Origin of the sequence: Halioglobus sp. Uisw_031, from assembly GCF_047729875.1 — a bacterium.
Taxonomy (GTDB): Bacteria; Pseudomonadota; Gammaproteobacteria; order Pseudomonadales; family Halieaceae; genus Marimicrobium.
This window is the reverse complement of sequence record NZ_CP159826.1, coordinates 3,092,359-3,115,454: the sequence shown is the minus strand read 5'-3', so window position 1 is coordinate 3,115,454 and position 23,096 is coordinate 3,092,359. Positions and strand designations below refer to the sequence as shown.

Below are 23,096 nucleotides of genomic sequence, written 5' to 3'. Positions count from 1 at the left end.
GTCCTCAATACAAGCGATGACTCTGACAGATCCGCCGCAGCGGCTGCCAGACTTCAATGTCGATATTGAATACTCGCTTGAGTCGCTGGGCCCAGGTCATAGCCGTATGACGCTGGATCGATGAGACGACGTCACTATCGGCAGGGCGCATTGCACCTTTGCCTCGTTTTGCCGGAGTGACCAGTCCGCGCCAGCGATGGTTCGGCGCGAGGACGCCATGATAGACTTTGATGCCGGTGTAGAATCCAGTGTCATGTGTAGGAAGTCTGCGCATGAGGGTTGCCCCGATGAATAACTTTTTCTGGTCGCAGCTTCGTCACTTTTTGAGATTGTTCGCCCCGGGGCATTGCCGTCGAGAGTCTTTTCTATTTCACTAGATCGCAGCAGCATCGCTGAAGTCCCTCGCTACGCTTGGCTACCCGCGCACCTCTCTCTGCCATAAGCTAAAAAAGGTATGGTGATATCCCGCTGCTTATGTGGCCGCTAAACAATGCGCACCTGATAGCAAGTAAGACGGTTGATCTTCTGTCGGTAGGTAAGGCGTTTAATTCCTATGTCTAGTATCACCGGTATTGCAAAAGAATTGACAGCTGCCCCGACACAGCTTGAAAAATAGAAACCTAGGACTAGGTCTTACATTTGATACCCGTTCCAACAGCTTTAGTTTGCGAAGATGCAAACGGTAAGGCCCGGCACCATAACTCTTCATTGACACGTCTTTTGTGCAATCCCGATATTTGGCGATTTATGGCGTTGGGGTTAATATAATGTCTGTGGGCACTTATTTGGCCGCAATCAGAGATGCAGGGACCGGTTGGAATATAGCGCTGTTTTGCGAATGATGGTGTCTTAAGGCATAAATTCAGTTCAAGTTTCAGGGAACTGGCAGCTGAAGAGAGGTTGATCAGAAGATGGTCGGGTTGTTGAGTACTGCGTTGAGGTGCCGCCGGCATTGAATGATTAAATTGAGCTTACACTAACTAGATATAGAGAAAAATATTATGGGGATGATGAGTGAATTTAAAGAGTTTGCTGTAAAAGGCAATGTCGTTGATATGGCCGTCGGTATCATTATTGGTGCGGCATTTGGCAAAATTGTCTCGGCGTTAGTCGGTGGGGTTATCATGCCGCCAATCGGTGTGGCCCTGGGCGGAGTAGATTTTTCTGATCTGGCTTTCACGGTTAAGGAAGCGGTAGGAGACGTGCCGGCAGTTGTCATTAGTTATGGCGCGTTTATTCAAACAGTGATCGACTTTACTATTATTGCTTTTGCGATTTTTATGGTCATTAAACTCATTAATTCTTTGAAGAAAGAAGAAGAGGCCGCGCCATCTACACCGCCGCCTCCGAGTAAAGAAGAAGTCTTATTGACTGAGATCCGTGATTTATTAAAAGATCGTGCTTAAGGGAGATGGTGGCGACCCCAGCCTGTGCTAGTAAGTGGTCGCCGCGTTTGAAACCGCACCGCAGTGCGTTTGCGTTACCCGTTAGAGTGGTAACGCATAGCGCCTTAATGCGGGTGCCACAACAGCGCAGCCAGCGATTATCATAGCCGCGATGCAATTCAAGCTGTAGTCCAACGAAGCGTGCTCAAAATGAAAACACGCTTAAAAATGCCAAGCACTTGTGCGTCAGTGAGCTGTTGGTGCGCTTTCTATAATCTGCGCTGGCCCAACTAATCCTGTCGATACTCTCGCGCTGGTGCCAACGATGTCCGGAGCGTACTGACGAGTTAACTTATTTTTGCTCGAAAAGTGGAATTTTAAAATTCATTCCACCCAATAAACAAACCTAAAGTGGGAGCTGGCGACTCGATTGCCAGCGCCAAGGACCGAATTGTGTCGGCTCAGCCAATGACCTCAAGTTAACTTGTCAGTACCAATTAGAGGCATAACACCATGACCAAAACAACAACGATCCCAACACAAGAGAGATTGCATGAGGTATTACACTACAACCCAGACACCGGCCACTGGACTTGGCGCATTGACAGAAACATCAGAGTCAAAGCTGGATCAAGAGCTGGGAGCTACAGCAAACGCTTCAGTCTTAGCTCATTGCAGAGCCATCTCGTTTGAAGTAAAACTAGGGGCGGTGAATTCGCTTCCTGCGAACCGCGTGCATTGAATGCACCCTACAAAACAGCAGAGAACGTCCTCTTGACACCCCCCTGTTGTCAGTGACAAGCTGGTTAGCAGTATTATTACGATCGACAGAGGAGATAAGAATTGTTTATCAAAAAAACGGCTAGACGAAAGGTCGCTGCCCTTTCTTTGGTGTTGGTGCTGGTGTCGTTAACTCAAGGGTGTTCTACAGTAAGACCCGTTGAAATGACACCAGAAGCGCTTCAGCAGCAAATTGAGAGCACCAAACTGATTGAAGTCGGCGATTCGGTTGAAATTGTCACGGCAGATGGTCAGAAGTATAAGTTCGACGTCACCAAAGTGGATAAAGAGCAAGTACTCGGTAAAGACGTTGCAATCCCAATTAAAGATATTGTGGCATTGCACACCCGTGAATTTAGTGGCGGAAAAACGGCATTGCTTGTCGGTACAACAGCAGTCTCCGCTTGGCTCATTCTTACCGCCCTTTCCTTAATTGGACTTATGGCCGGTATTTTTGCTGCTTAGCGGTATCGCACTTTGTTTGCGCATTCAGGCTATGGTACCTCTCGAAGGTGGTCTGGCTCAACTGACAGGACCCTCGTTGCCCCGACCATAGACTCGATAACGCCAGGCGCCGGTCAGCTTACCGTCGTCTTTACCCCGGGGACTGACAATGGCTCGCCGACTTACAGCTACAGGGCCTCCTGCCTCGGTGTCGGTGTCTTGAGGCGGGTAAACGTAGATGGCGCCACGTCACCTATTACAGTCACCTCGCTTTACAATGACGACACGTATGAGTGTTTTGTAACAGCGACGAACATTATAGGAATGAGTCCCGCATCTGCAACGAGTGAACCATTCGTTGTCGGGGGTCCAGACACCTTCGTGCCTCCGCCTTACGGCACGCCGCCTCCGTCTACCGGCACGCCTCCGTCTAGCGCCACACCCGTCCCCACCAGCCCATTGTGGCTACTGGGCATCATGGCAGGACTGCTGTCGCTGGTGGGTTTCAGGAAGCTGCGTAAAGCCTGAATATCTCTGACCACCTAGTCGGGTTTTTTGTTGGCGAGAGAAGCCTGAGTAAGCTCGCTCAGTCACTGCAATATGCACAGCGGCTCCTTCGGGGGCCGTTTTGCTGTGACGCGCGCCAGCTTGCATACTTTCATTCGATCAAGGCTGTTACCCTAACGGCAGCTCTCTCCGCACCATATTCCGCGCCGTATCCACTGTGGGTCAAACGTATCCTCAAAGTAAAAGATAGCGGCCACCTAGCACTTCAGTCGAGCACAACAACACACTCCAAGCCCGCGCAGCCCGCGCGCGACCCATTGACGCGAGCGACCGCCATGCAGTACCGTCGTGACATAACAATATGAGACGCGGCCTAAACGAGCGGTAGTCTCGCATCAGCACGCGCACAGAGGAATGCCTTCATGATTCATCGCAATTTCATCATCGCTGCTCTTTTAGTATTCGCTTACGGCTGCAGCGACAGCAATAACAATGATTTGTTTGGTGTTGACGGATCTGACAGTGGTTTGGGCGCTGTCGATCCCAATGCGGGCATTTACCCTAACATTCAAGTCATTCAACCGTTCCTGAGCGGCGCTATCGACCCCATCAAGGTCCAATATTGGGACCAGACCTACTATTGGGGGCCAGACAGTGATGGCAACGACGCTTGCTTTAAAGGTACCGTCGGAATCGAGGACTCTTCTAGTCTTGCGCAAGAAACAGCTCCGGGCCCAGAATGCCCCACGTCTCTTGGCCAAGTGACCCCTTGCAACCCCGCGGCAGCCGCCGATACGGTCGCAAGCGGTGCGGTGCAACCCGCAATCTCCGGCTGTGAACATGACGGCGCCGCCTGCACCGATATCCTAGTCCCTGACATCACGGATGAAGTGACGTGTGAGTCAACGGTTCGTCAGGCCGACCCGATTGCCGCGGGCGCTGCCTGGTTTCAGAATATCGATGCCCCCGGCACCAAAGGTGGCACCGCCTCTCACTGGTGGTATGGCACCCGCGCCGACAAAACCTTTGACGCTGAGGATGGATACGGTGGTACGCAGATTGATTACATCAGCGATGCGACGAACATTAATATCGCCGCCAGCGGTGGCGGCAGCGGCCCGACCACTCGCGTAAACAACATCTATTTGTGCAGCAATAAAGACGTGGTGAACCCTGCCGAATCGCCCGATGTTTGCACACTCTCGAGTTTGTTCGGTAGCTGCGGATATGTAGCAAACGGCGACCCTGAGGCATGTAAGATTAACAATATTGGTCTCGTAGACGGCGCCTATAACGTCTTCATAAGGTCAGCCACTCCGAGCGATGGCTCTGACGGCGGCCTCGGTGATGCCGCGCAGACCGTGACGAACAACACAGAGACCATCAAGCTGCTCGAGACGCTCGCCTGGGACAATAAAATGAAAGATTGGGTCTACGAGCAGCCTCCCCAGGGACAGCGCCCGCTGGAAGGCGATCGCGATTTCAGGAAGCCGATCAAGCAAATTAACAGCTTTACGGTCTTTGGCGACTGGCTTTATCAGTGCCTTCACGAAGGGCATCCAGATAAGCGGTACCTCGAATACTTCATGGGCACCGCCTACGCGAGTGAGAATTTCATCTGGAACACAAAGGGACTACTGCCCGTCGCCTATGAGTCCGGACTTCCCATTATTCGCGGTTCGAAAGAATACGACCCTCTCAAAAACATTTCCAAGTGGGAAACGGACTCTACTTCGGGCAAGCAATTTCCCGTCCTCAACTCTGCAGCAGCGGATACCGTGATTGCACTGGTCATGCAAAGAATGGAGCCTGACGCATGCGCAATCGGATTCGGACAATGGCAGCAAACTCATGTATCGGGTTCCATCCTAGGCGCACCGTGGTCAATTCCCGTCGATACCGACCAGAACCCCGTGATGATGCGGGATGCGACAAGCTATAGGGAGGGGACAACGGCGCGGGTTCTCAACCGCAATCGTCACAAATTCGCCCTGGGGCCAATCACGTGGCTGTCCATGGCCCTGGATATCCGCGCCTGGGAATACAAGCAGCCAAACCCAGAGTTCGATCATTACGTTGATCTGGGTCGGGAAAAGTGGCAGGCCGTCCACAAAAACGTCCATGTTAACAGGGCACTGTGCCAGCAATTTGCGGAAGGAAGCGAAGACGTCGATGGAGCCTTCCCGCAACAAATCGCCGAAGTTGTCGAACAACTGGGGGGCCTGAACCTCTGTCAGGTGCAATCAACGAATTGCAAGCCGCTCGCTCTGTGGGAAGACGTGGTGCAACTCGCGGCGAGCAGTATTGAGGCTGTCCAGTGTACGGAGGCGTGGAAGGAGATGGACATCAACGCGGCGAAGGCGGCACTGCGCGAGGCGCAAGACCACCTGCGGGATCTGTCTGCTCCCGGCGGTCAAGGGCCGAGTGTCGAGGCGATCAACGAGGCGGCAATGACTATCAATCGATTCTACTTCGGCCCCAACCTAGACCGAACTCCCTTTTTCGTGCCCCGCGTCTTTCCCGTGAATCCGCCGGTCACCACTCTTCCGCCACTCGACTAACACGATGACGTGCCGCCCGACGGTCGGCACTAGCAACAAAACCGAGCGTTAACCTCACTCGTTTGATGTTCCACCACGCAGCGTCCCATGACTTAATAAAGATGCGCTGCGGCCCATAGCCGACGTCCCCCACCTGGCCCCTGTGGTGCGCGATAGTGGCCTGTTTGGGTCTTACGTTAAGTCTTTCCCCGTATCAAAAGCATGAATCTCCCCTCCCCCCATCAATACATTCAAAGTGTTAGGAGCTAAGCTATATCTATCAAATCATAGAGGCAGAAGCGGTCTTGGGGCTAGTCACCGATTCAGACTTTGCTGGTGCGTCGCTCGCAGGTATAGCCGCCTGCAAGCCCAATAGACAGGTAACTGATCCAGACTTTTGTTCCCGGCGTACTTAGGTGTACAATCTCTTATGGCTAAATCTTTGATCGAAGTCGCGCTATTTCCAATCCCCGGCATGGTCGCGTTTCCTGGCACCATTGTCCCCTTGCATGTTTTCGAGCCCAGATATCGGCAGATGGTGACGGATGTTGTGGAGCAGGACCGTATGATCGCGGTCTGCCATACAAAAAAAGATATCCGGCCTGCCAAAGATGGACAGAGCATGCAGGATGCACTCAAAAACGATCAGGCCACCTACCGACCCGTTGAGGTGTTTTCAGCAGGAATATGCGAAATCATTGATACGACCGCTGACGGCAGGGTCTAGCTTCACATCTCGATGAGCAAGCGCCTGCAACTTGTCCACGAAGTCCAGACACTACCCTACCGGATCGTTGCCTGTAGTGAGCTTGAGGACGTGAGCGAGCTTGCCTTTTATGACGAGTTAATGAGATACCAGAAGTCTATAACAGATTCAATCGTCCAAATGATTGGCAAGCATAATCCAGCCAAACTTAGCGAGTTTAGCAGCGACGAGTGGCTTGAGCTTTCCCCAATTGAATTTTTTTAAAGTTTTTCAGCTCGTGCGTTTCGACGCTGACACCATGCAATCAATACTCGAAGTCACCAGCAATCTTGAACGACTGAAAATGGGTGATTCACTTGTTCACTCGGGAGAAACATGAGCGCTGCAGGCAAGATTAAAAAACTCGGCATCATTGGCGATGTTCACTCGGAGCATCATCGACTGAAAGCGACTCTGGCACACCTGGAAGGTCTGGATACAGATGCAATAGTCTGTACCGGTGACATTGTTGATGGCATTGGTTGTCCAAACGAAAGCATCAAACTACTCGATAGCGCTTCAGTATTCACCGTACGAGGTAACCATGATCGATGGATACTCGAAGATAAAGCTAGACATATCAAGGACGCACATAGCGTGACTGAACTGTCAGAAGAATCACTCTCGTACCTGGCTTCGCTGCCAAGTCAGGTGACGCTGGATACCATTAGAGGGAAGTTACTGCTTTGTCATGGCGTGGCGGATGATGACCTGAGAAAGGTCTGGCCTGGAACAGAGAAGATGCCCATCGAACGCAGCCACCTGCTGGACAAAATCATCCTCGAAGGGGAATTTCAGTATCTCATTAATGGTCATATGCACTTTCGAACCCTGATTCATTTCGAAGGACTAACCCTCATTAACGCAGGCACGCTTAGAGGCGAACATTGGCCTGGTTTCTCGGTCATCGATTTTGAAGCAGAATACATTACTGCATTCGAATTCTGTGGTGACCAGATCAGGCTGGTGAAGACGCATGACCTGACTCAGGAAGCACACACAATTTGGTCCAACACCCAGTCATTTTGCGGTGACTGGGATCCAGTGAGGTTGTTTTAGACGTGCTTGTTTTAAAGTTCGCAGTTGATAAGCCAACAGCAATAGGGTTAAAGAAACTTGCCCGTGTTTCTACCTGATACTTTTGCTTATCAGCGATGAAATTCGCATTTACCCTCGAATCGTTTTATGACCTGAAGGACAGTCAAACACCATGAGATGGATCATCTACCTTATTATTGTATCGAGCAGTCAACTCGCATACGCACAGAGCAAAACCACCTTTGGGTCCGACAATGCGACGCGTTGTTACCGCGAAAGTAATACGCCATTTTCGACACACGGGCTCACGTTTTGTACCGACGCAATCAGAAACGACGACCTGCTCCTGCGGGACCTTGCGGCTACTCATACTAATCGCGGAATTATATATGCGGCAAACGGTCAATTAGATAGAGCGATGAAGGACCATAACACAGCCGCTTTGTTAGCGCCCGGGATGGGCAAGATCTATGTCAATCGAGGCAACGTATATCACCAAACCCACGAATACGTCACAGCACTTGCGGACTATGGCCGAGCGCTGGAGCTGGCGAATGTCCAGCTTGATATTGTCCACTACAACAGATCATTAACGCTTATTCGATTAAAGCGTTGGGACGATGCTCTTGCCGCACTGGAAACCGCGCTTGCAGTAAACCCTGAATCAGCCCGTGTGAAAAGAAAGCTTGACCAGCTCAACGCGCTAAAAGAAAAACCCAGCACCACTGTGGTTAATCCTGATGACGAGCTGAGCCAGTGAGCCTTCTCCAGCCCGCCTAGTGCGGGTTTTTTGTTATCGATTAGTCCTATTACACAAGAGCCAGCGTGGTATAGTCCGCTCAATTCAATTCAATAGTGAACGAGACGCTTCCAATGACCCACGCTCCAACAGCCCTAAAACGCCATCTACTCACCCCAGCAGTATTGATGCTTTCAATGCCCCTGTCGGGCAGTGTGTTAGCACAGGTGGCACAAGACAGCAGCACCAAAGACCCTATTGAGATGGAGGTCAATCTCAAAGACGTGGTGAAGTTCAACTGGGGCTTCCAAGGGGCCACACAAGGCGCAGGCACACCTAACCAAGCAGGTCTTGGCTTCTTCCTACCCATGATGGTGAGCGATAACGGTGTGCTGTTTCTGGACGTCCTTGCCAATGCCAACTTTGCAGACTTCGGCGACTACTCCAGCATCATTAACACAGAAGTGGATGGCATCACGCTATCGACTTCGACACGCATAGGCTATCGCTGGCTCACCGATGACAGTGCTTGGATGTTGGGTGTTAATGGCGGCTATGACACGCGTGAGATGGCAACAGGGTCTGCTGACACAGGTGTGATCGTTACCAACTCGCAAGAGGTTGATTTCCAGCAGGTGGCTTTCGGCATAGAAGCGGTCTCGGATACGTGGAATGTTAATGTCTATGCGCTGGTTCCCGTTGATGACACCGAATACCGACTGAACAGTGTTTATAACGGTGGGGCTTTAGACACCTACGGTGTCGATGTGGGCTACAGCATTACGCCTGAGTTCGAAACCTCCGTTGGCTACTACTATCAAAAAGGTGACCTTGGATATGCTGATGGCTCGGGTGTGCAAGGACGCGTGGCTTACAACATCGGTAGCGGCTTCAGCATAGGCACCAACCTGTCTTACGACGATGCCTTTGACGGGCGTGTATCGGCGGATATCACTTATCGTTTTGCAACACCCGAAGCGGTCAAGGCCACCACCAAGAAAGCTTGGAACGCTCCGACGATAAAAGGGCTTACCGATGCCGTCAATAATCGCGGTGTCCGAGTAAATGACGTGAGATGGGACACGGCAAGGTGTCATAATCCAAGCTACAGTAAGTTTGTTGGATTCACTGGCCCCTCATCGGATCCAGATCGCACTATTACTTGTACGCCGCCACCCAAGACAAGTTGCAGTGTTCTTCAGCAGATATTTTACTGTACGGGTCAGGGAGCAATTCCCGGAACTAACCCAGCCAAGACAGTTCCTCAGCTGATTGCTCCTCTTGACGATTAAGCAAAGCCTGATTCAGCAAAGCCTCTGCTATGACAGGGGCTTTTTATTTCTTTATTAGCTCTAATAACCGCCTATATCGTCCTTCAATGCCTGGCACGACCAGAGCCCTAAAGATGCTTGCATCGTGAGTTCAGTATTCAATAGTTCATATAAAAAGCTCAGGCAATACAAGCTCACTGTCTTTATTTATTACCTCTAAGAATACGTTCATAATCCGTTATGTTGAGTGTGTTTATGACGTATAGCCAAAACCGTTGAAAGCGGTTGCGTTGATCAATCAGACCTCGCAATCCGCTACGGTGCCAGTGAACCCACCCGTCCCAACAAGCCCTATCTGGCTGCTGGGCATCATGGCAGGCTTGTTGTCGCTGGTGGCTGTCAGGAAGCTGCGTAAAACCTGAGCCTTCTCAAGCCCGCCTAGTGTGAGCTATTGACCCCCATAGCTACGCTGGTATAGTCCTCGCACAATTTAACCATGGAAAGTTTTTTTCAATGACCCGCACTTCAACAGCATCACAGCGCAGTATATTCGCCTCAGTCGCAACGATAACAACGCTCATGAAACTATTGGTAGGCTCAGTCGCCCTGCTGTTTGTTATTACCGCGAATGCAACCATCCTTGGAACAACCGGTTCCTCCCCGATCGGAATCGCAATTGATGCGGACGGCAATGTCTATACGGCCAACGCCGGCTCTAATAATGTGTCGAAGATCACACCCGATGGCACCTCAAACATCTTTGGAGCAACTGGCTCCTCCCCAGTAGGAATCGCAATTGATGCGGTGGGCAATGTCTATACCGCCAACGTTGGCTCCAGTGATGTGTCAAAAATCACACCCGATGGCACCTCAAGCATCCTTGGAACAACCGGCGACTTCCCGCAGTTGCTTGCAACAGATGCGGCTGGCAATATCTATATCGCGAATACTAACTCGCGAAATGTGTCGAAGATTACACCCGACGGCACCTCAACTATTCTTGGCGCGACAGACATCGGCCCAAACGGGATCGAAGTGGATGCGGACGGCAATGTCTATACGGCCAACAGTGGCTCTGATAATGTGTCGAAGATCACAACCGATGGCAACTCAACCATCCTTGGAGAAACTGGCTCCTCCCCAGCAGGAATCGCCATTGATGCGGACGGCAATGTCTATACGGCCAACAGCAACTCGAATGATGTGTCAAAGATCACACCTGACGGCACCTCAAATATCCTTGGAACAACCGGTTCCTCCCCGATCGGAATCGCAATTGATGCGGACGGCAATGTCTATACGGCCAACACCAACTCGAATGATGTGTCAAAGATCACACCTGACGGCACCTCAACAATTTTTGGAACGACCGGTGACTCGCCGCAGTTCCTCGTGCTTGATGCGGACAGCAATGTCTATATTACCAACCGAGGCTCTGACAATGTGTCAAAGATTACCCCGGCGGCTCCAGCACCAGCAACAGCAACAGCAACAGCTGTCCCAACCAGCCCACTGTGGCTACTGGGCATCATGGCAGGCTTGTTGTCTCTAGTGGGCATTAGGAAGTTGCGTAAAGCCTGAATCTTCTCAAGCCCGCCTAGTGTGAGCTATTGACCCTCATGGACATTTTGGTATGTTGCTTTCAAATAAATCACGGAAGATGCTTCTAATGACTAATGCTTCAACAGCCCTAAAACGCCATCTACTCGCCCCAGCAGTATTGATGCTTTCAATGCCCCTGTCGGGCAGTGTGTTAGCACAGGTGGCACAAGACAACAGCACCAAAGACCCTGTTGAGATGGAGGTCAATCTCAAAGACGTGGTGAAGTTTAACTGGGGCTTCCAAGGGGCCACGCAAGGTGCAGGCACACCTAACCAAGCAGGTCTTGGCTTCTTCCTACCCATGATGGTGAGCGACAACGGCGTGCTGTTCTTGGACGTCCTTGCCAATGCCAACTTTGCAGACTTCGGCGACTACTCCAGCATCATTAACACAGAAGTGGATGGCACCACGCTATCCACCTCGACACGCATAGGGTATCGCTGGCTCACCGATGACAGTGCTTGGATGTTGGGTGTGAATGGCGGCTATGACACGCGTGAGATGGCAACAGGGTCTGCTGACACAGGTGTGCCAGTGACCAACTCGCAAGAGGTTGATTTCCAGCAGGTGGCTTTCGGCATAGAGGCGGTTTCGGATACGTGGAACGTGAACGTCTATGCGCTGGTTCCCGTTGATGACACCGAATACCGACTCAACAGTGTCTATGACGGTGGGTCCTTGGATACCTATGGTGTCGATGTGGGCTACAGCATTACGCCTGAGTTCGAAACCTCCGTTGGCTACTACTATCAAAAAGGTGACCTTGGATATGCTGATGGCTCGGGTGTGCAAGGACGCGTGGCTTACAACATCGGTAGTGGTTTCAGCATCGGCACCAACTTGTCTTACGACGATGCCTTCGACGGGCGTGTATCGGCGGATATTCTCTATCGCTTTGCAACACCCGAAGCCACAAAGGCACCCGTCAAAAAAGCGTGGAACGCCCCCACGATAAAAGGGCTTACCGATGCCGTCGATAATCGCGGTGTCCGAGTACATGATGGTGGTGGTAGCTTTGTATTTAGGAGTGGAAGTTGGCAGAGTTGTAAAAGTGTTAGTTGCTAGGCGCACCTTAACCTCAAGCTAGCACCTGAAAAAAGACTAACGTCCGCTCTTATAGCGGGCGGGCTTTATCTGTTATGTTGAGTGTGTTTATGACGTACAGCCAAAACCGTTGAAAGCGGTTGCGTTGATCAATCAAACCTCGCAATCCGCTACGATGCCAATGAACCCGCCCGTCCCAACCAGCCCACTGTGGCTACTGGGCATCATGGCAGGTCTGCTGTCTCTAGTAGGCATGAGCAAGCTGCGTAAAACCTGAGCCTTCTCAAGCCCGCCTAGTGCGGGTTTTTTGTTGGAGATTAGTCCTATTACACAAGAGCCAGCGTGGTATAGTCCGCGTGCAATTTAACCATGGAAGGTTCTTCCAATGAGCCCAGCTTCAACAGCACCACAGCGCGGCGTACTCGCCTCATTCGCATTCTTGCTTATTTCGATGCTATCGGCTCAGGCTTTGGCATTTTATAGCTGCGCTGTTATCGGCCTGCAGTGCTTTGATAGGTCCCCCTTCAGTTATTCCATCACCAGTGGGACGACTGTCGAAGTGCGCTGTCAAGATGATCGAGGGGTTACACCGGCCGGGACATGCCGCGGCGAAAAAGACATTGTTATTCCTGCCACTGTTTCGAAAAGCGGAACAACCTACAGCGTTACTGCCATTGGGCGTTATGCTTTCGCCGTCAACGCCCTCACCAGCGTGATTATTCCAGACAGCGTGACGACCATTGGGAATAATGCTTTCACCGGCAACGCCCTCACCAGCGTGATTATTCCAGACAGTGTTACGACCATTGGGAATTATGCTTTCGACGGCAACGCCCTCACCAGCGTGATTATTCCAGACAGTGTTACGACCATTGGGAAGGGGGCTTTTTACGAAAACGCCCTCACCAGCGTGACTATTCCAGACAGCGTTACGACCATTGGGAATAGTGCTTTCTCCGACAACGCCCTCACCAGCGTGACTATTCCAGCCAGCGTTACGAGCATTGGGCTTGCTGCTTTCGACGGCAACGCCCTCACCAGCGTGACTATTCCAGCCAGCGTTACGACCATTGAGGTAGCTGCTTTCTCCGACAACGCCCTCACCAGCGTGACTATTCCAGCCAGCGTTACGACCATTGAGGTAGCTGCTTTCTCCGACAACGCCCTCACCAGCGTGACTATTCCAGCCAGCGTTACGACCATTGAGGTAGCTGCTTTCTCCGACAACGCCCTCACCAGCGCGCACTTTGGGGGCAACTTTGGTGACTTTCAACTCAACACGACAGGCAGCGGCTCCACCGAAAGAGAAGCTATGTTCGATGTCAATCCCAACCTGACGACGATCACGTACTGTGAAGGGACAACGGGTTGGCCGCAGGACTTTAGCAATGGCTCGACCACGATCACAGCGACGTCGATAGTTTGCTCGCCACCGGACGCCCCGACCATAGACTCGATAACGCCAGGCGCCGGTCAGCTTACCGTCGCCTTTACCCCGGGGATTGACAATGGCTCGCCAGCTTACAGCTATGAAGCCTCCTGCCTCCGTGTGGTGGGTTCGGGGCGGGTTCGGGTAAACGTAGTTGGCCCCACGTCACCTATTACAGTCCCCTCGATGTACAATGACGACACGTATGAGTGTTTTGTAACAGCGACGAACATTATAGGAACGAGTCCCGCATCTGCAACGAGTGAACCATTCGTTGTCGGGGGCCCAGACACCGTCGCGCCTCCTCCGTTCTATGGCACGTCGCCGTCTAGCGCCACGCCTGTCCCAACCAGCCCACTGTGGCTACTGGGCATCATGGCAGGACTGCTGTTGCTGGTGGGCATCAGGAAACTGCGTAAAGTCTGAGTAAGCTCGCTCGGCGAATGCAATAAACAGCGGCTCCTTCGGGGGCCGTTTTGCTGTCAGGCGCTCCAGCTTGCATACTTTTAGTCGAGCAGGGTAGTTAGCCGAAGCACAGCACTGTCCTCGCCGCTAGACCCGCTTGATAGGTGGCAACTTGAAGTTCACCTTACTCAGCTCATCAAACAACCGTGTCATGGTCGCTCCCTTATCGTAATGCTTCGTTGCTCCCATCTGACTCTTTTCATGCCCTACAATCTGCTGCACCAATGGCAACTCAATGTCCGCTACATTCAACGCATGCGTTACAAAGGTGTGCCTGAAGCTGTACAAGGTCTTACGCTGCTCTTTGAATCCATGTAGATGCCTCACACGGTAGCGTTCATTCCACCATTTCCCAGCTTGGTCTCCAGCCTTTCGATTTCCTAACGGAATACCGTGAAGCACACGATCATGGTTGCCAGCTCGTAGCTCTTTGATGTGCTCAGCAAAGCCCAGCTCCAGCAGCAGCGGATGAATTGGGAAGGTACGGATGCCAGCTTGTGTCTTCACTTGCTGCCCAGTGTCGGCATCATCCACCACAGAAGCGCACAGTATGCCGTCCACTGTTGTTATATCATCAAGCCTCATCTGAAGTAGTTCAGAAGGTCTGGCTCCGGTGTGCAATGAGAGAAGCGGGAGCCACCATTGGCTAGCTAAAGGGTGAGTGCCGGGTTGATACAACTCGCTGGTGAATACTGTGGTGAGATCGGTAGGGGAGAGGCTTGCGTATGACTGGCTATTACTTGCGACGATCACACCATCAAACGGATTAACTTCAAGCAACCGCTTCACCTTTAACCAATCAAACAGAGTCTTCAAGGCTGCAATGATTTCCCCCACTGTACGGCCCTGTAACTTCTCGCTGTCTGGTATGTCCAGCTTCAACAGTTGCTTCACGGTCAGATCACGATACTCTTTCTTCTTGTTCCTATTCTTCGGCAACTTGAGCAGCGTATCTCTGAGCTGTGTAGCTGTCTCGTAGCTGACCTCGTCAACCAGCAGATCTCCCAGGACATCAGTGAAGGCCCTTACATGCCCTCTGTAGGCATCAGCGGTATTCTCCCTCATTGGTCGGCCAGCGTTCCTATCATCAATAAAAGGTTCTAGCTGTGATTTAATGCGTGGTCCCTGTGGCTTCACAATGGATGCTATGGGTTCTACTCGAACAACGGGAGCACCCGATAGGTACGAAGGTTCAGAAGGCCCCGTCTGGCCGTCAAGGCGCTGCAGGTGTTCGGTCCACAGCTCACTCGTTGCTCTGGTCCATTCGCGACAAGCCCTCTTAAACTCTAAGCTTGCGGTATTCGTTGGAGTTGGATCGAGCCTAAATAGCTTGCACACTTCCAACTCGATGTTCTCAGTGAACGTTGTAGCGGGGAAGCGTTCATCCCCGTCAAACTTAGAGATGGCTAGGACAGCCCGAAGGTGCCCAAGGTTTTCACGTATAAAATCAGTAGTGATCTCGTGCTCATTCTCATTCCTTGGTGGAAAGATGAGGTGCCCATCTGATAGCCTGCTCTGTTCCTCAAGCACATAACGCCTAATCGTGTCCCTGATTGTCTGATTGTCTGATCGTCCAGCACTGCTTGATTCCTCTCGGTGGCAGCCAATAATACCTCAATACGGCTGACAACAGCCCTGGCCACCTTAACAGCGAGCCGCTTTGACGGATTATGAAGGCTATATCGCAGTTGTCGATAGCTCAGAAGATGCTGCTGGTGCTTGGGGATGGTATAGCGTAGGTAAAAGCCAGAAGGCCGTTGCTCAATGAAGGAGATTGTCATAGCATATTGTCACAGGTGACGCAGACGGGGCCTAAAACCCATAATATGCTACTATACAAGCGTTTGGTGCCCAGAAGAGGACTTGAACCTCCACGCCCTTACGAGCACTAGCACCTGAAGCTAGCGTGTCTACCAATTTCACCACCTGGGCAAGAGCAGGCCCTCGCGCAAATCTTGCGGACTGGGACTGTCAGGGCGCGAACTGTACTTTTCCCGCGCGGCCCTGTCAATCCTAGCGTATAATTTGGTGACATCGCCAAAATCTCACAACAAAACTCTTACGGAAGATTCAGACCTTATGACCCGAAAAGGCAAAATTGCCGATCCCCATGCCGAGCGTGAAGCGGCAAATTACGAGAACCCGATACCCAGTCGAGAGGTTATCCTCGAGCTGTTGAGCGAGGCGGAAAAGCCCCTCGATCACACCCACATTGCGAAGAGCTTGAATCTGGTGGAGCCAGAACAGCTGGAAGCTCTGCGAAAGCGTCTGCGTGCCATGGAGAGAGACGGCCAGTTGATGGTCAATCGCCGCAATGCGTACTGCCTAGTAGACAAGATGCATCTGCTGCACTGCCGAGTGCAGGGCCACCGCGATGGTTATGGGTTCGCTATGCCCATAGCAGAGGGTGAGGATATTTATCTTAGCGCACGGCAGATGCACTTTGTGTTTGACGGCGACGAGGTGTTGATTCAGGTGACCGGGGAAGATCGCCGCGGTCGTTTGGAAGGTAAGGTGATAGAAGTGCTGCAGCGCAAGCACAAAACGGTGGTGGGTCGTTATAAGGAAGAGAGCGGCATCGGTTTTGTCATCCCCGACAACGGCCGTCTCACGCAGCAGATACTCATACCCACCAAGGCAAAAGGTAGCGTTGAGCCGGGTCAAATTGTCACAGTGGAAATTACGGACTATCCCACCCGTCAGCTCGGTGCCAAGGGTCGTATTGCCGAGGTGCTGGGTGAACACCTAGACCCAGGAATGGAAATTGATGTTGCCATTCGGTCACACGGGATTCCTTGGGAGTGGCCTGATGAAGTGCTCCATGAAGCGGCCGGTTTGGAAGCTGAACCGCTTGAAGAAGACAAGCAACACCGGGTTGATTTGCGCCAATTACCGTTTGTGACTATCGATGGTGAGGATGCCCGAGATTTTGATGACGCGGTTTACTGTGAAGAGGGCAGTGGTGGAAGCTGGCGTCTTTGGGTGGCGATTGCCGATGTCTCCCATTATGTTTGGCCTGATTCCGCTCTCGATCAAGAGGCATCATTGCGTGGCAACTCCGTTTATTTCCCAGCGCGGGTGGTACCTATGCTGCCGGAGGCACTATCCAACGGTCTGTGTTCACTGAAGCCCGATGTGGATCGTCTAGCGATGGTCTGTGAAATGGAATTAACCGCTGCTGGCGTACTGGCTAAATACCGTTTTTATGAGTCGATTATTCATTCTCATGCCCGTTTGACTTACACCCAGGTGGGTGAGGTGTTGGAGCAGGGCAGTCACGCTGACGTCGACAGCCAGCGTGTGCCCGACCTTAAGCGCCTGCACAGCCTCTATCGTGTGTTGCGCGCCGCACGGGACAAACGCGGCGCAATCGATTTCGAGACTGTGGAAACCCGCATTATATTCGATGAGCACCGCAAGATTGAAGCTATTGTCCCGGTGGTGAGAAACGATGCGCACAAGCTGATCGAGGAGTGCATGCTCTGTGCGAACGTCGCGACGGCACGTTTTTATGATGCTAACAAGCTGCCTATACTCTTTAGGGTGCATGAGGGGCCGGGAGAAGAAAAGCTCGAGGGCCTGCGCAAGTTCCTCGGGGAATTGGGTCTGGACCTTGGTGGCGGCGACAAGCCGACCCCTGTCCACTATCAGCAACTGTTACTGCAGATAGTCGACCGAGAGGATGCAAATGTGATCCAAACAATGCTTCTGCGCTCCCTCAGCCAGGCCGTCTATCAGCCGGAAAACAAAGGTCATTTTGGCTTGCACTACGAGGCTTACGCTCATTTCACCTCGCCCATACGACGTTATCCCGACTTGCTAGTGCACCGAGGGATACGGCACCTTATTCGCAGCGGCGGTAATGCAAAAGGTGTGTTGCGAATTAAGGGCGCCGAGCCCATCCCGGCTAAACAGATATTTCCCTATGATGTTCGTTCCATGGTGATCCAGGGAGAGCATTCATCTATGAGCGAGCGCCGTGCGGATGACGCCACTCGGGAAGTCGATTCTTGGCTCAAGTGTGAATATCTGCAGGAGCATGTCGGAGACGAATTTGACGGCGTTATTAGCGCGGTCACGGGCTTTGGCCTATTCGTGGAACTCAAAGACCTTTATATAGAAGGGCTTGTCCACATCACGGCCCTGCCAGGCGATTACTACAACTTCGATAAGGCCCATCAGCGCCTAACCGGTGAGCGTTCAGGGCGCAGTTTTCAGCTCGGGGGCATTGTTCGGGTGCAGGTGGCTCGCGTAGACCTCGATGATCGCAAGATCGAACTGGAGTTGATCGACGCCAAAAGTCCGCGCAATGCTGCATCAAAAAAGTCTGCGGGTCGTCCGCCTGGCAAGGCTGCCAAAAAAGCGAAAAAAACTACTCCCTCCCCCAAGACAAAAAGTAAGACTGGGCCAAGGCGGCGCCGTTAAACATGGAATACGTCTACGGCATTCACACGGTTGAGAGCCTGCTGCGTCGCAATCCCAAATCAGTGCAGTGCTTGCTCCTGCAAGTGGGTCGTGACGACAAGCGCATGGCCGCATTGCTGGAGTTGGCGCAGAATCAGGGAGTCGCTGTGTCGCGCGAGCCCCGTGCTGACCTAGACGCAATGGTCAACGGGCGTCACCAGGGAGCGGTGGCTCGCATGAGTGCTGCTGCGGTGCAGGAAGGGTCTGCCGCGTCGAATCTGTGGCGCGAGTCTGATTTGCTGCAGGCCGTTGAAAATAAGAAGGGTCCAATGCTGATTTTGGTGCTGGACGGTGTTACCGACCCGCACAATCTGGGGGCCTGTTTGCGCAGTGCGGATGGGGCGGGTGTCGATGCCGTCGTGGTGCCTAAGGACAATTCGGCGGATCTGACGCCCGTGGTGAGCAAAGTGGCCTGTGGTGCGGCAGAAGTAGTGCCCTTCGTCAGGGTGACCAATATCAGTCGTACTCTACAGGCTCTGCAGGAACGCGGTGTGTGGCTCTATGGTGCCGATGGCGGTGCAGAAAAATCGATATATAACAGTGACTTAAAGGGATCTCTCGCGCTTGTGATGGGAGCTGAGGGAGCAGGTATGCGCCGCTTGACTCGAGAGCAATGCGACAATCTGATACATCTGCCGATGGCCGGTTCCGTGGGTAGCCTCAATGTTTCCGTGGCAGCGGGTGTTTTTTTGTTTGAGGTGGTTCGCCAGCGCAGCGCCCCAGACAAATAATCTCCTTGTCACCTACTGCCAAACTCGGTAGACTTCGGCTCCTCAAAAATTGCCCGGCTATTTCGATGGCCGGTCCTCCTTGCTACACCACTATTGTGGGTAGCATTAACCCTTAAGGAGCTTATTGTATGCGACATTACGAGATCGTATTCATGGTCCATCCGGACCAGTCAGAGCAAGTGCCCGCCATGATCGAGCGCTACACCCTCGCTATCCAGAAAGATGGCGGTCAGGTGCATCGTCTTGAAGACTGGGGGCGCCGTCAGTTGGCCTATCCCATTAACAAGATCCACAAAGCACACTACGTGCTAATGAATGTGGAGGCTTCTAACGAAGCCCTGGAAGAGCTAACAACCACTTTCCGTTTCAACGACGCTGTTATTCGTAACCTGGTCATTCGCCGCAAAGAGTCTGTGATTGAAGAATCTTTCATCATGAAGGCTGAGAAAGAGAATCGTGAGCGCAAGAGCCGCTACGAAGAGCGTCAGGCGCCTGAGGCTGCCCCTGCTGAAGTCGCCGCTGTTGCTGCTGACGATGCCGGTACCGATGATAATGAGACGGATAAAGAGTAAGTTTTCTCCGTCATGTAACGAATATAGAGGTTTAGAGGAGTATCACCATGGCACGTTTTTTCCGTCGCCGTAAGTTTTGTCGCTTTACTGCCGAAGGCACTAAAGAAATTGATTACAAGGATCTGGAAACGCTGAAGGCTTACGTGTCCGAAACCGGCAAGATTGTTCCTAGCCGTATTACCGGTACCAAGGCTAAATATCAGAGACAGTTGGCGACCGCCATCAAGCGAGCGCGTTTCCTGTCCTTGTTGCCGTACACGGATGCACACCTGTAACAAACCTTTGATCCGCGCATTGCCCAGTCGAGGTTTTTCTTGAAGGGCTTGGCAAATTTTGTCATGCGCGGACGACTGCAGGCGCTGGTAGTTATAATGGCGGGCGCCGGTAGCTTATTATTTTGTTGGATTAGCGCGGCGGCGTTGGCGTTAGTTATCCTGCGCAAAGGTGTGGGATCTGGGGCCTGGTTATTCATGTGGGCTCTGTTGCCAGCCGGCACGTTGCTTTATGCCTATGGCGATAGTGGGCCAATGACGTTGTTGGTAGGGACCATGGTCCTGGCGCTGGTGCTGCGTAGCACGGTGAGTTTGTCGCTGGCAGTATTGGCAGGGGTTGGCGTTGGCGTTTTGACCGGATTGGCCCTGATGGCCTTCTCCGCAGAGTACCTGAATCAGATGGTAGCTTTCTTCAGTGAGTTTCTCGGTGCGCTTGAGGAGCAATTGTCGAAGGAAGGGCAACCCATCGTATTGCCCAGGCCGGAAGCGGGGCAGATTGCGGGTATGCTCGGAGCGGTAACGGCAACGATATCGGTACTGTGCTTGTTGTTGGCGCGATATTGGCAGGCAGCACTGTATAACCCGGGTGGTTTTGGTGACGAGTTCAAAGCGTTACAGTATTCGACAGCGGTCAGTTCGACGCTGGCTGTGGCGGCCATCGCCCTTTGGGGCCTTGGCGAGCAGTACCGATCATGGGCGATGATATGCCTTCTCCCGCTGACATTCGCGGGCCTGGCGTTAATCCACGCTCGTGTAGAGGCACTCGGACAGAGTAAGGGATGGTTAACGTGGTTTTACATCATCTGGTTGCTGTTTGACCCGGTGAAATTTGTGTTGGTGTTGTTCGTTATCGCTGACAGCTGGATTAACTTTCGCCAGCGCTGGCATAAAGCGCCGGGAAAAGAGCTGAATAAGCACGACGAGCACGACCAAAAAGACGATCGAGACATTTGAAGTGGTGGGAGAATACTCCCCGAAGAGAGGAACGTAAGATGGAAATCATTTTGCTGGAAAATATCGCCAAGCTAGGTAGGCTCGGGGATAAAGTGGATGTGAAGGCTGGTTTTGGCCGTAACTTTCTTATTCCACAGGGTAAAGCGGTGCGCGCCACACAGAGCAATACTGAAGAGTTTGAAGCTCGCCGCGCAGAACTAGAAGCTGCGGCTGCCGCGCTAGTGAGCACAGCGCAATTGCGGGCTGATGCAATCAATGCGCTGGGATTGATCACGATCGCTGCCAATGCCGGTGAAGAAGGTAAGCTGTTTGGTTCAGTCGGCACACGGGATATCTCGGACGCCATTGTGGCGCTCGGTTGTGAGGTGGACAAGTCTGAAGTTCGTCTTCCAACGGGCGCACTGCGGGAACTGGGTGAGTATGAAGTGGCTATTCAGGTCCACGGTGACGTTACGGCAATGGTTGCTGTTGAGGTCGTTCCAGAGTAAGTGATTGCGTGTGTTTCCTGCGGGGAGCGTCCAATCTCAGATAATGCGCCGACTGGCTTAGTCGGTGCATTCTCGCTGTATTGCGGTCGCGATGCAATTGTGGCCTGCGAGCAGGGTGTTTTCACTTCTTCTGATCGCCTATTTCCTATAGGCTGTATACCCGTAAAAAATAATATCCGTTATGGCCGACCCAGAGTTTCCCAGCAATGTTTCTGAAATCCGCTACCCCGGAACGGGTGAGATTGCGCGGATTAAGATGCAGCCGCATTCTGCTGAGGCAGAACAATCAGTGCTGGGTGGCCTGTTGCTCTCGGCCGACGGTTGGGATGCGGTTGCTGAATTGGTTTCAGACGGTGATTTCTATCGTTTAGGCCATCGCTTGATCTTTCGCCAGATAGCACAACTGGCTGAAGCGGCGGAACCGGTCGATGTCATCACCGTAGCCGATAAGCTTCAGGCCAGAGATGAACTGGACGCGGCGGGTGGGCTTACCTATCTGGCAGAACTGGCCCAGAACACGCCGAGCGCCTCTAATATCCGGGCCTATGCTAAGGTGGTGCGCGAGCGAGCCTGCCTGCGCAAGCTGATCGAGGCGGCGCAGGAAATAGCCGAGAGTGGTTTCAACCCCGACGGACGCAAGTCAGATGAGCTGATTGACGAGGCGGAGCGCCGGATCATGCAGATCGGGGAGGACGGCCCCAAGGACGGTGCTCCCAAAGATATTAACCCTTTATTGCAGGCTGCTCTGGGTCGGATAGAGGAGCTGTTCCAATCCGGTGGCGCTATCACCGGTATCAGTACCGGCTTTATCGAACTGGACAACATGACATCGGGTTTACAGGATTCCGATCTTGTGATTGTGGCCGGTCGGCCCTCAATGGGTAAAACCGCTTTTGCCATGAACCTGGTGGAACATGCAGTATTAAATCAGAAGAAGCCCATTCTGGTGTTCAGTATGGAGATGCCGGCCGACTCCCTGATCATTCGTATGCTGTCCTCCATTGGCCGTATCGATCAGACGCGTCTTCGCAATGGTAAGCTCGAACAAGAGGACTGGCCCAAGTTGAGTGCGGCGGTGACCAAACTTAAGGATGTGCCTTTGTACATTGACGATACCCCCGCACTCACGCCCACGGAGATACGCAGCCGTGCTCGGCGGGTAGCGCGTGAGCACGGGGGTTTGGGTATGATCATGGTGGATTACTTGCAGCTCATGCAGGTAGCGGGCTCATCCGATGGCCGTACGGCAGAAATTTCCGAGATATCGCGCAGCCTCAAGGCTATCGCCAAAGAGTTCAAGGTGCCAATGGTAGCGCTGTCCCAGCTAAACCGCTCACTCGAACAACGCCCCAATAAACGGCCGGTGAATTCAGATCTAAGAGAGTCTGGTGCCATTGAGCAGGATGCGGACGTCATTATGTTTATCTACCGCGATGAGGTCTATCACGAGGAGTCGGAAGAGAAGGGCATCGCCGAAATCATTATTGGTAAGCAGCGAAATGGTCCCATCGGGATTTGTCGTCTGGCCTTCATAGGCCAATATACACGCTTTGAGAACCTTGCTCGTGGCTCCTCAGACGAGCGTTAGAGCCAGAACGTTTTGGCAGCGGATGATGTCTCTGCGA

21 protein-coding genes and 1 tRNA gene are annotated in these 23,096 nt (G+C 52.5%); 19 read left to right on the top strand and 3 right to left on the bottom strand.

The features are described 5' to 3' along the window. Positions 1–4: 4 nt before the first annotated feature. Entirely contained in the window at positions 5–274 is a 270-nt protein-coding gene (locus ABXT62_RS14080) for a hypothetical protein (protein ID WP_415355917.1), read from the bottom strand. A 727-nt stretch (positions 275–1,001) separates the two neighbouring features. Here ABXT62_RS14080 and mscL point away from each other — a divergent pair. The 12 genes from mscL (at position 1,002) to ABXT62_RS14020 (ending at position 13,951) form a co-directional block, all read left to right on the top strand. Beyond that, positions 1,002–1,406 (top strand): large-conductance mechanosensitive channel protein MscL, encoded by a 405-nt coding sequence (gene mscL, locus ABXT62_RS14075; protein ID WP_415355916.1) that lies wholly within the window; start codon positions 1,002–1,004, stop codon positions 1,404–1,406. An 822-nt stretch (positions 1,407–2,228) separates the two neighbouring features. Then, complete coding sequence (locus tag ABXT62_RS14070) at positions 2,229–2,630, top strand: hypothetical protein (protein WP_415355915.1); 402 nt, start codon at positions 2,229–2,231, stop codon at positions 2,628–2,630. A 12-nt stretch (positions 2,631–2,642) separates the two neighbouring features. Next, positions 2,643–3,137, top strand: a complete 495-nt coding sequence (locus ABXT62_RS14065; protein ID WP_415355914.1) for a hypothetical protein — start codon at positions 2,643–2,645, stop codon at positions 3,135–3,137. A gap of 401 nt (positions 3,138–3,538) precedes the next feature. Continuing rightward, the gene (locus tag ABXT62_RS14060) at positions 3,539–5,677 is read left to right on the top strand and encodes a hypothetical protein (protein ID WP_415355913.1); all 2,139 of its coding nucleotides are present in this window, start codon (positions 3,539–3,541) and stop codon (positions 5,675–5,677) included. 409 nt (positions 5,678–6,086) lie between these two features. Beyond that, a complete protein-coding gene (locus ABXT62_RS14055) occupies positions 6,087–6,383 on the top strand; it encodes an LON peptidase substrate-binding domain-containing protein (RefSeq protein ID WP_415355912.1) in 297 nt (98 codons plus the stop codon). Between the two features lie 354 nt (positions 6,384–6,737). Next, entirely contained in the window at positions 6,738–7,460 is a 723-nt protein-coding gene (locus tag ABXT62_RS14050) for a metallophosphoesterase family protein (RefSeq protein ID WP_415355911.1), read from the top strand. A gap of 397 nt (positions 7,461–7,857) precedes the next feature. After that, positions 7,858–8,199, top strand: a complete 342-nt coding sequence (locus ABXT62_RS14045; protein WP_415355910.1) for a tetratricopeptide repeat protein — start codon at positions 7,858–7,860, stop codon at positions 8,197–8,199. 113 nt (positions 8,200–8,312) lie between these two features. Beyond that, positions 8,313–9,470: a hypothetical protein gene (locus tag ABXT62_RS14040; RefSeq protein ID WP_415355909.1), complete on the top strand. Its 1,158-nt coding sequence runs from the start codon at positions 8,313–8,315 to the stop codon at positions 9,468–9,470. A 558-nt stretch (positions 9,471–10,028) separates the two neighbouring features. After that, a complete protein-coding gene (locus ABXT62_RS14035; protein WP_415355908.1) occupies positions 10,029–11,030 on the top strand; it encodes a hypothetical protein in 1,002 nt (333 codons plus the stop codon). 88 nt (positions 11,031–11,118) lie between these two features. Beyond that, positions 11,119–12,117, top strand: a complete 999-nt coding sequence (locus ABXT62_RS14030; protein WP_415355907.1) for a hypothetical protein — start codon at positions 11,119–11,121, stop codon at positions 12,115–12,117. A gap of 124 nt (positions 12,118–12,241) precedes the next feature. Beyond that, positions 12,242–12,373 (top strand): hypothetical protein, encoded by a 132-nt coding sequence (locus tag ABXT62_RS14025; protein ID WP_415355906.1) that lies wholly within the window; start codon positions 12,242–12,244, stop codon positions 12,371–12,373. Positions 12,374–12,481: 108 nt separating this feature from the next. After that, complete coding sequence (locus tag ABXT62_RS14020) at positions 12,482–13,951, top strand: leucine-rich repeat domain-containing protein (protein WP_415355905.1); 1,470 nt, start codon at positions 12,482–12,484, stop codon at positions 13,949–13,951. Between the two features lie 126 nt (positions 13,952–14,077). On the opposite strand, the gene ABXT62_RS14015 is transcribed toward ABXT62_RS14020, so the two are convergent. Together ABXT62_RS14015 and ABXT62_RS14010 are read right to left on the bottom strand one after the other, a co-directional pair. Next, positions 14,078–15,520: a site-specific integrase gene (locus ABXT62_RS14015; RefSeq protein ID WP_415355904.1), complete on the bottom strand. Its 1,443-nt coding sequence runs from the start codon at positions 15,518–15,520 to the stop codon at positions 14,078–14,080. A gap of 315 nt (positions 15,521–15,835) precedes the next feature. Next, positions 15,836–15,922: transfer RNA gene (locus ABXT62_RS14010), tRNA-Leu, on the bottom strand. A gap of 147 nt (positions 15,923–16,069) precedes the next feature. On the opposite strand from ABXT62_RS14010, the gene rnr reads away from it, so the two are divergent. The 7 genes from rnr (at position 16,070) to dnaB (ending at position 23,059) form a co-directional block, all read left to right on the top strand. Next, positions 16,070–18,415 (top strand): ribonuclease R, encoded by a 2,346-nt coding sequence (gene rnr, locus ABXT62_RS14005; RefSeq protein ID WP_415355903.1) that lies wholly within the window; start codon positions 16,070–16,072, stop codon positions 18,413–18,415. A gap of 2 nt (positions 18,416–18,417) precedes the next feature. Next, on the top strand, positions 18,418–19,185 hold the full coding sequence (gene rlmB / locus ABXT62_RS14000) for a 23S rRNA (guanosine(2251)-2'-O)-methyltransferase RlmB (protein WP_415355902.1): 768 nt from the start codon (positions 18,418–18,420) through the stop codon (positions 19,183–19,185). 128 nt (positions 19,186–19,313) lie between these two features. Then, on the top strand, positions 19,314–19,757 hold the full coding sequence (gene rpsF, locus ABXT62_RS13995; protein ID WP_415355901.1) for a 30S ribosomal protein S6: 444 nt from the start codon (positions 19,314–19,316) through the stop codon (positions 19,755–19,757). Between the two features lie 47 nt (positions 19,758–19,804). Next, positions 19,805–20,032, top strand: a complete 228-nt coding sequence (rpsR, locus tag ABXT62_RS13990) for a 30S ribosomal protein S18 (protein ID WP_415355900.1) — start codon at positions 19,805–19,807, stop codon at positions 20,030–20,032. 39 nt (positions 20,033–20,071) lie between these two features. Further along, on the top strand, positions 20,072–20,983 hold the full coding sequence (locus ABXT62_RS13985; RefSeq protein ID WP_415355899.1) for a hypothetical protein: 912 nt from the start codon (positions 20,072–20,074) through the stop codon (positions 20,981–20,983). 38 nt (positions 20,984–21,021) lie between these two features. Further along, positions 21,022–21,471: a 50S ribosomal protein L9 gene (gene rplI / locus ABXT62_RS13980; protein ID WP_415355898.1), complete on the top strand. Its 450-nt coding sequence runs from the start codon at positions 21,022–21,024 to the stop codon at positions 21,469–21,471. 181 nt (positions 21,472–21,652) lie between these two features. Next, entirely contained in the window at positions 21,653–23,059 is a 1,407-nt protein-coding gene (gene dnaB / locus ABXT62_RS13975) for a replicative DNA helicase (RefSeq protein ID WP_415355897.1), read from the top strand. Positions 23,060–23,096: the final 37 nt, after the last annotated feature.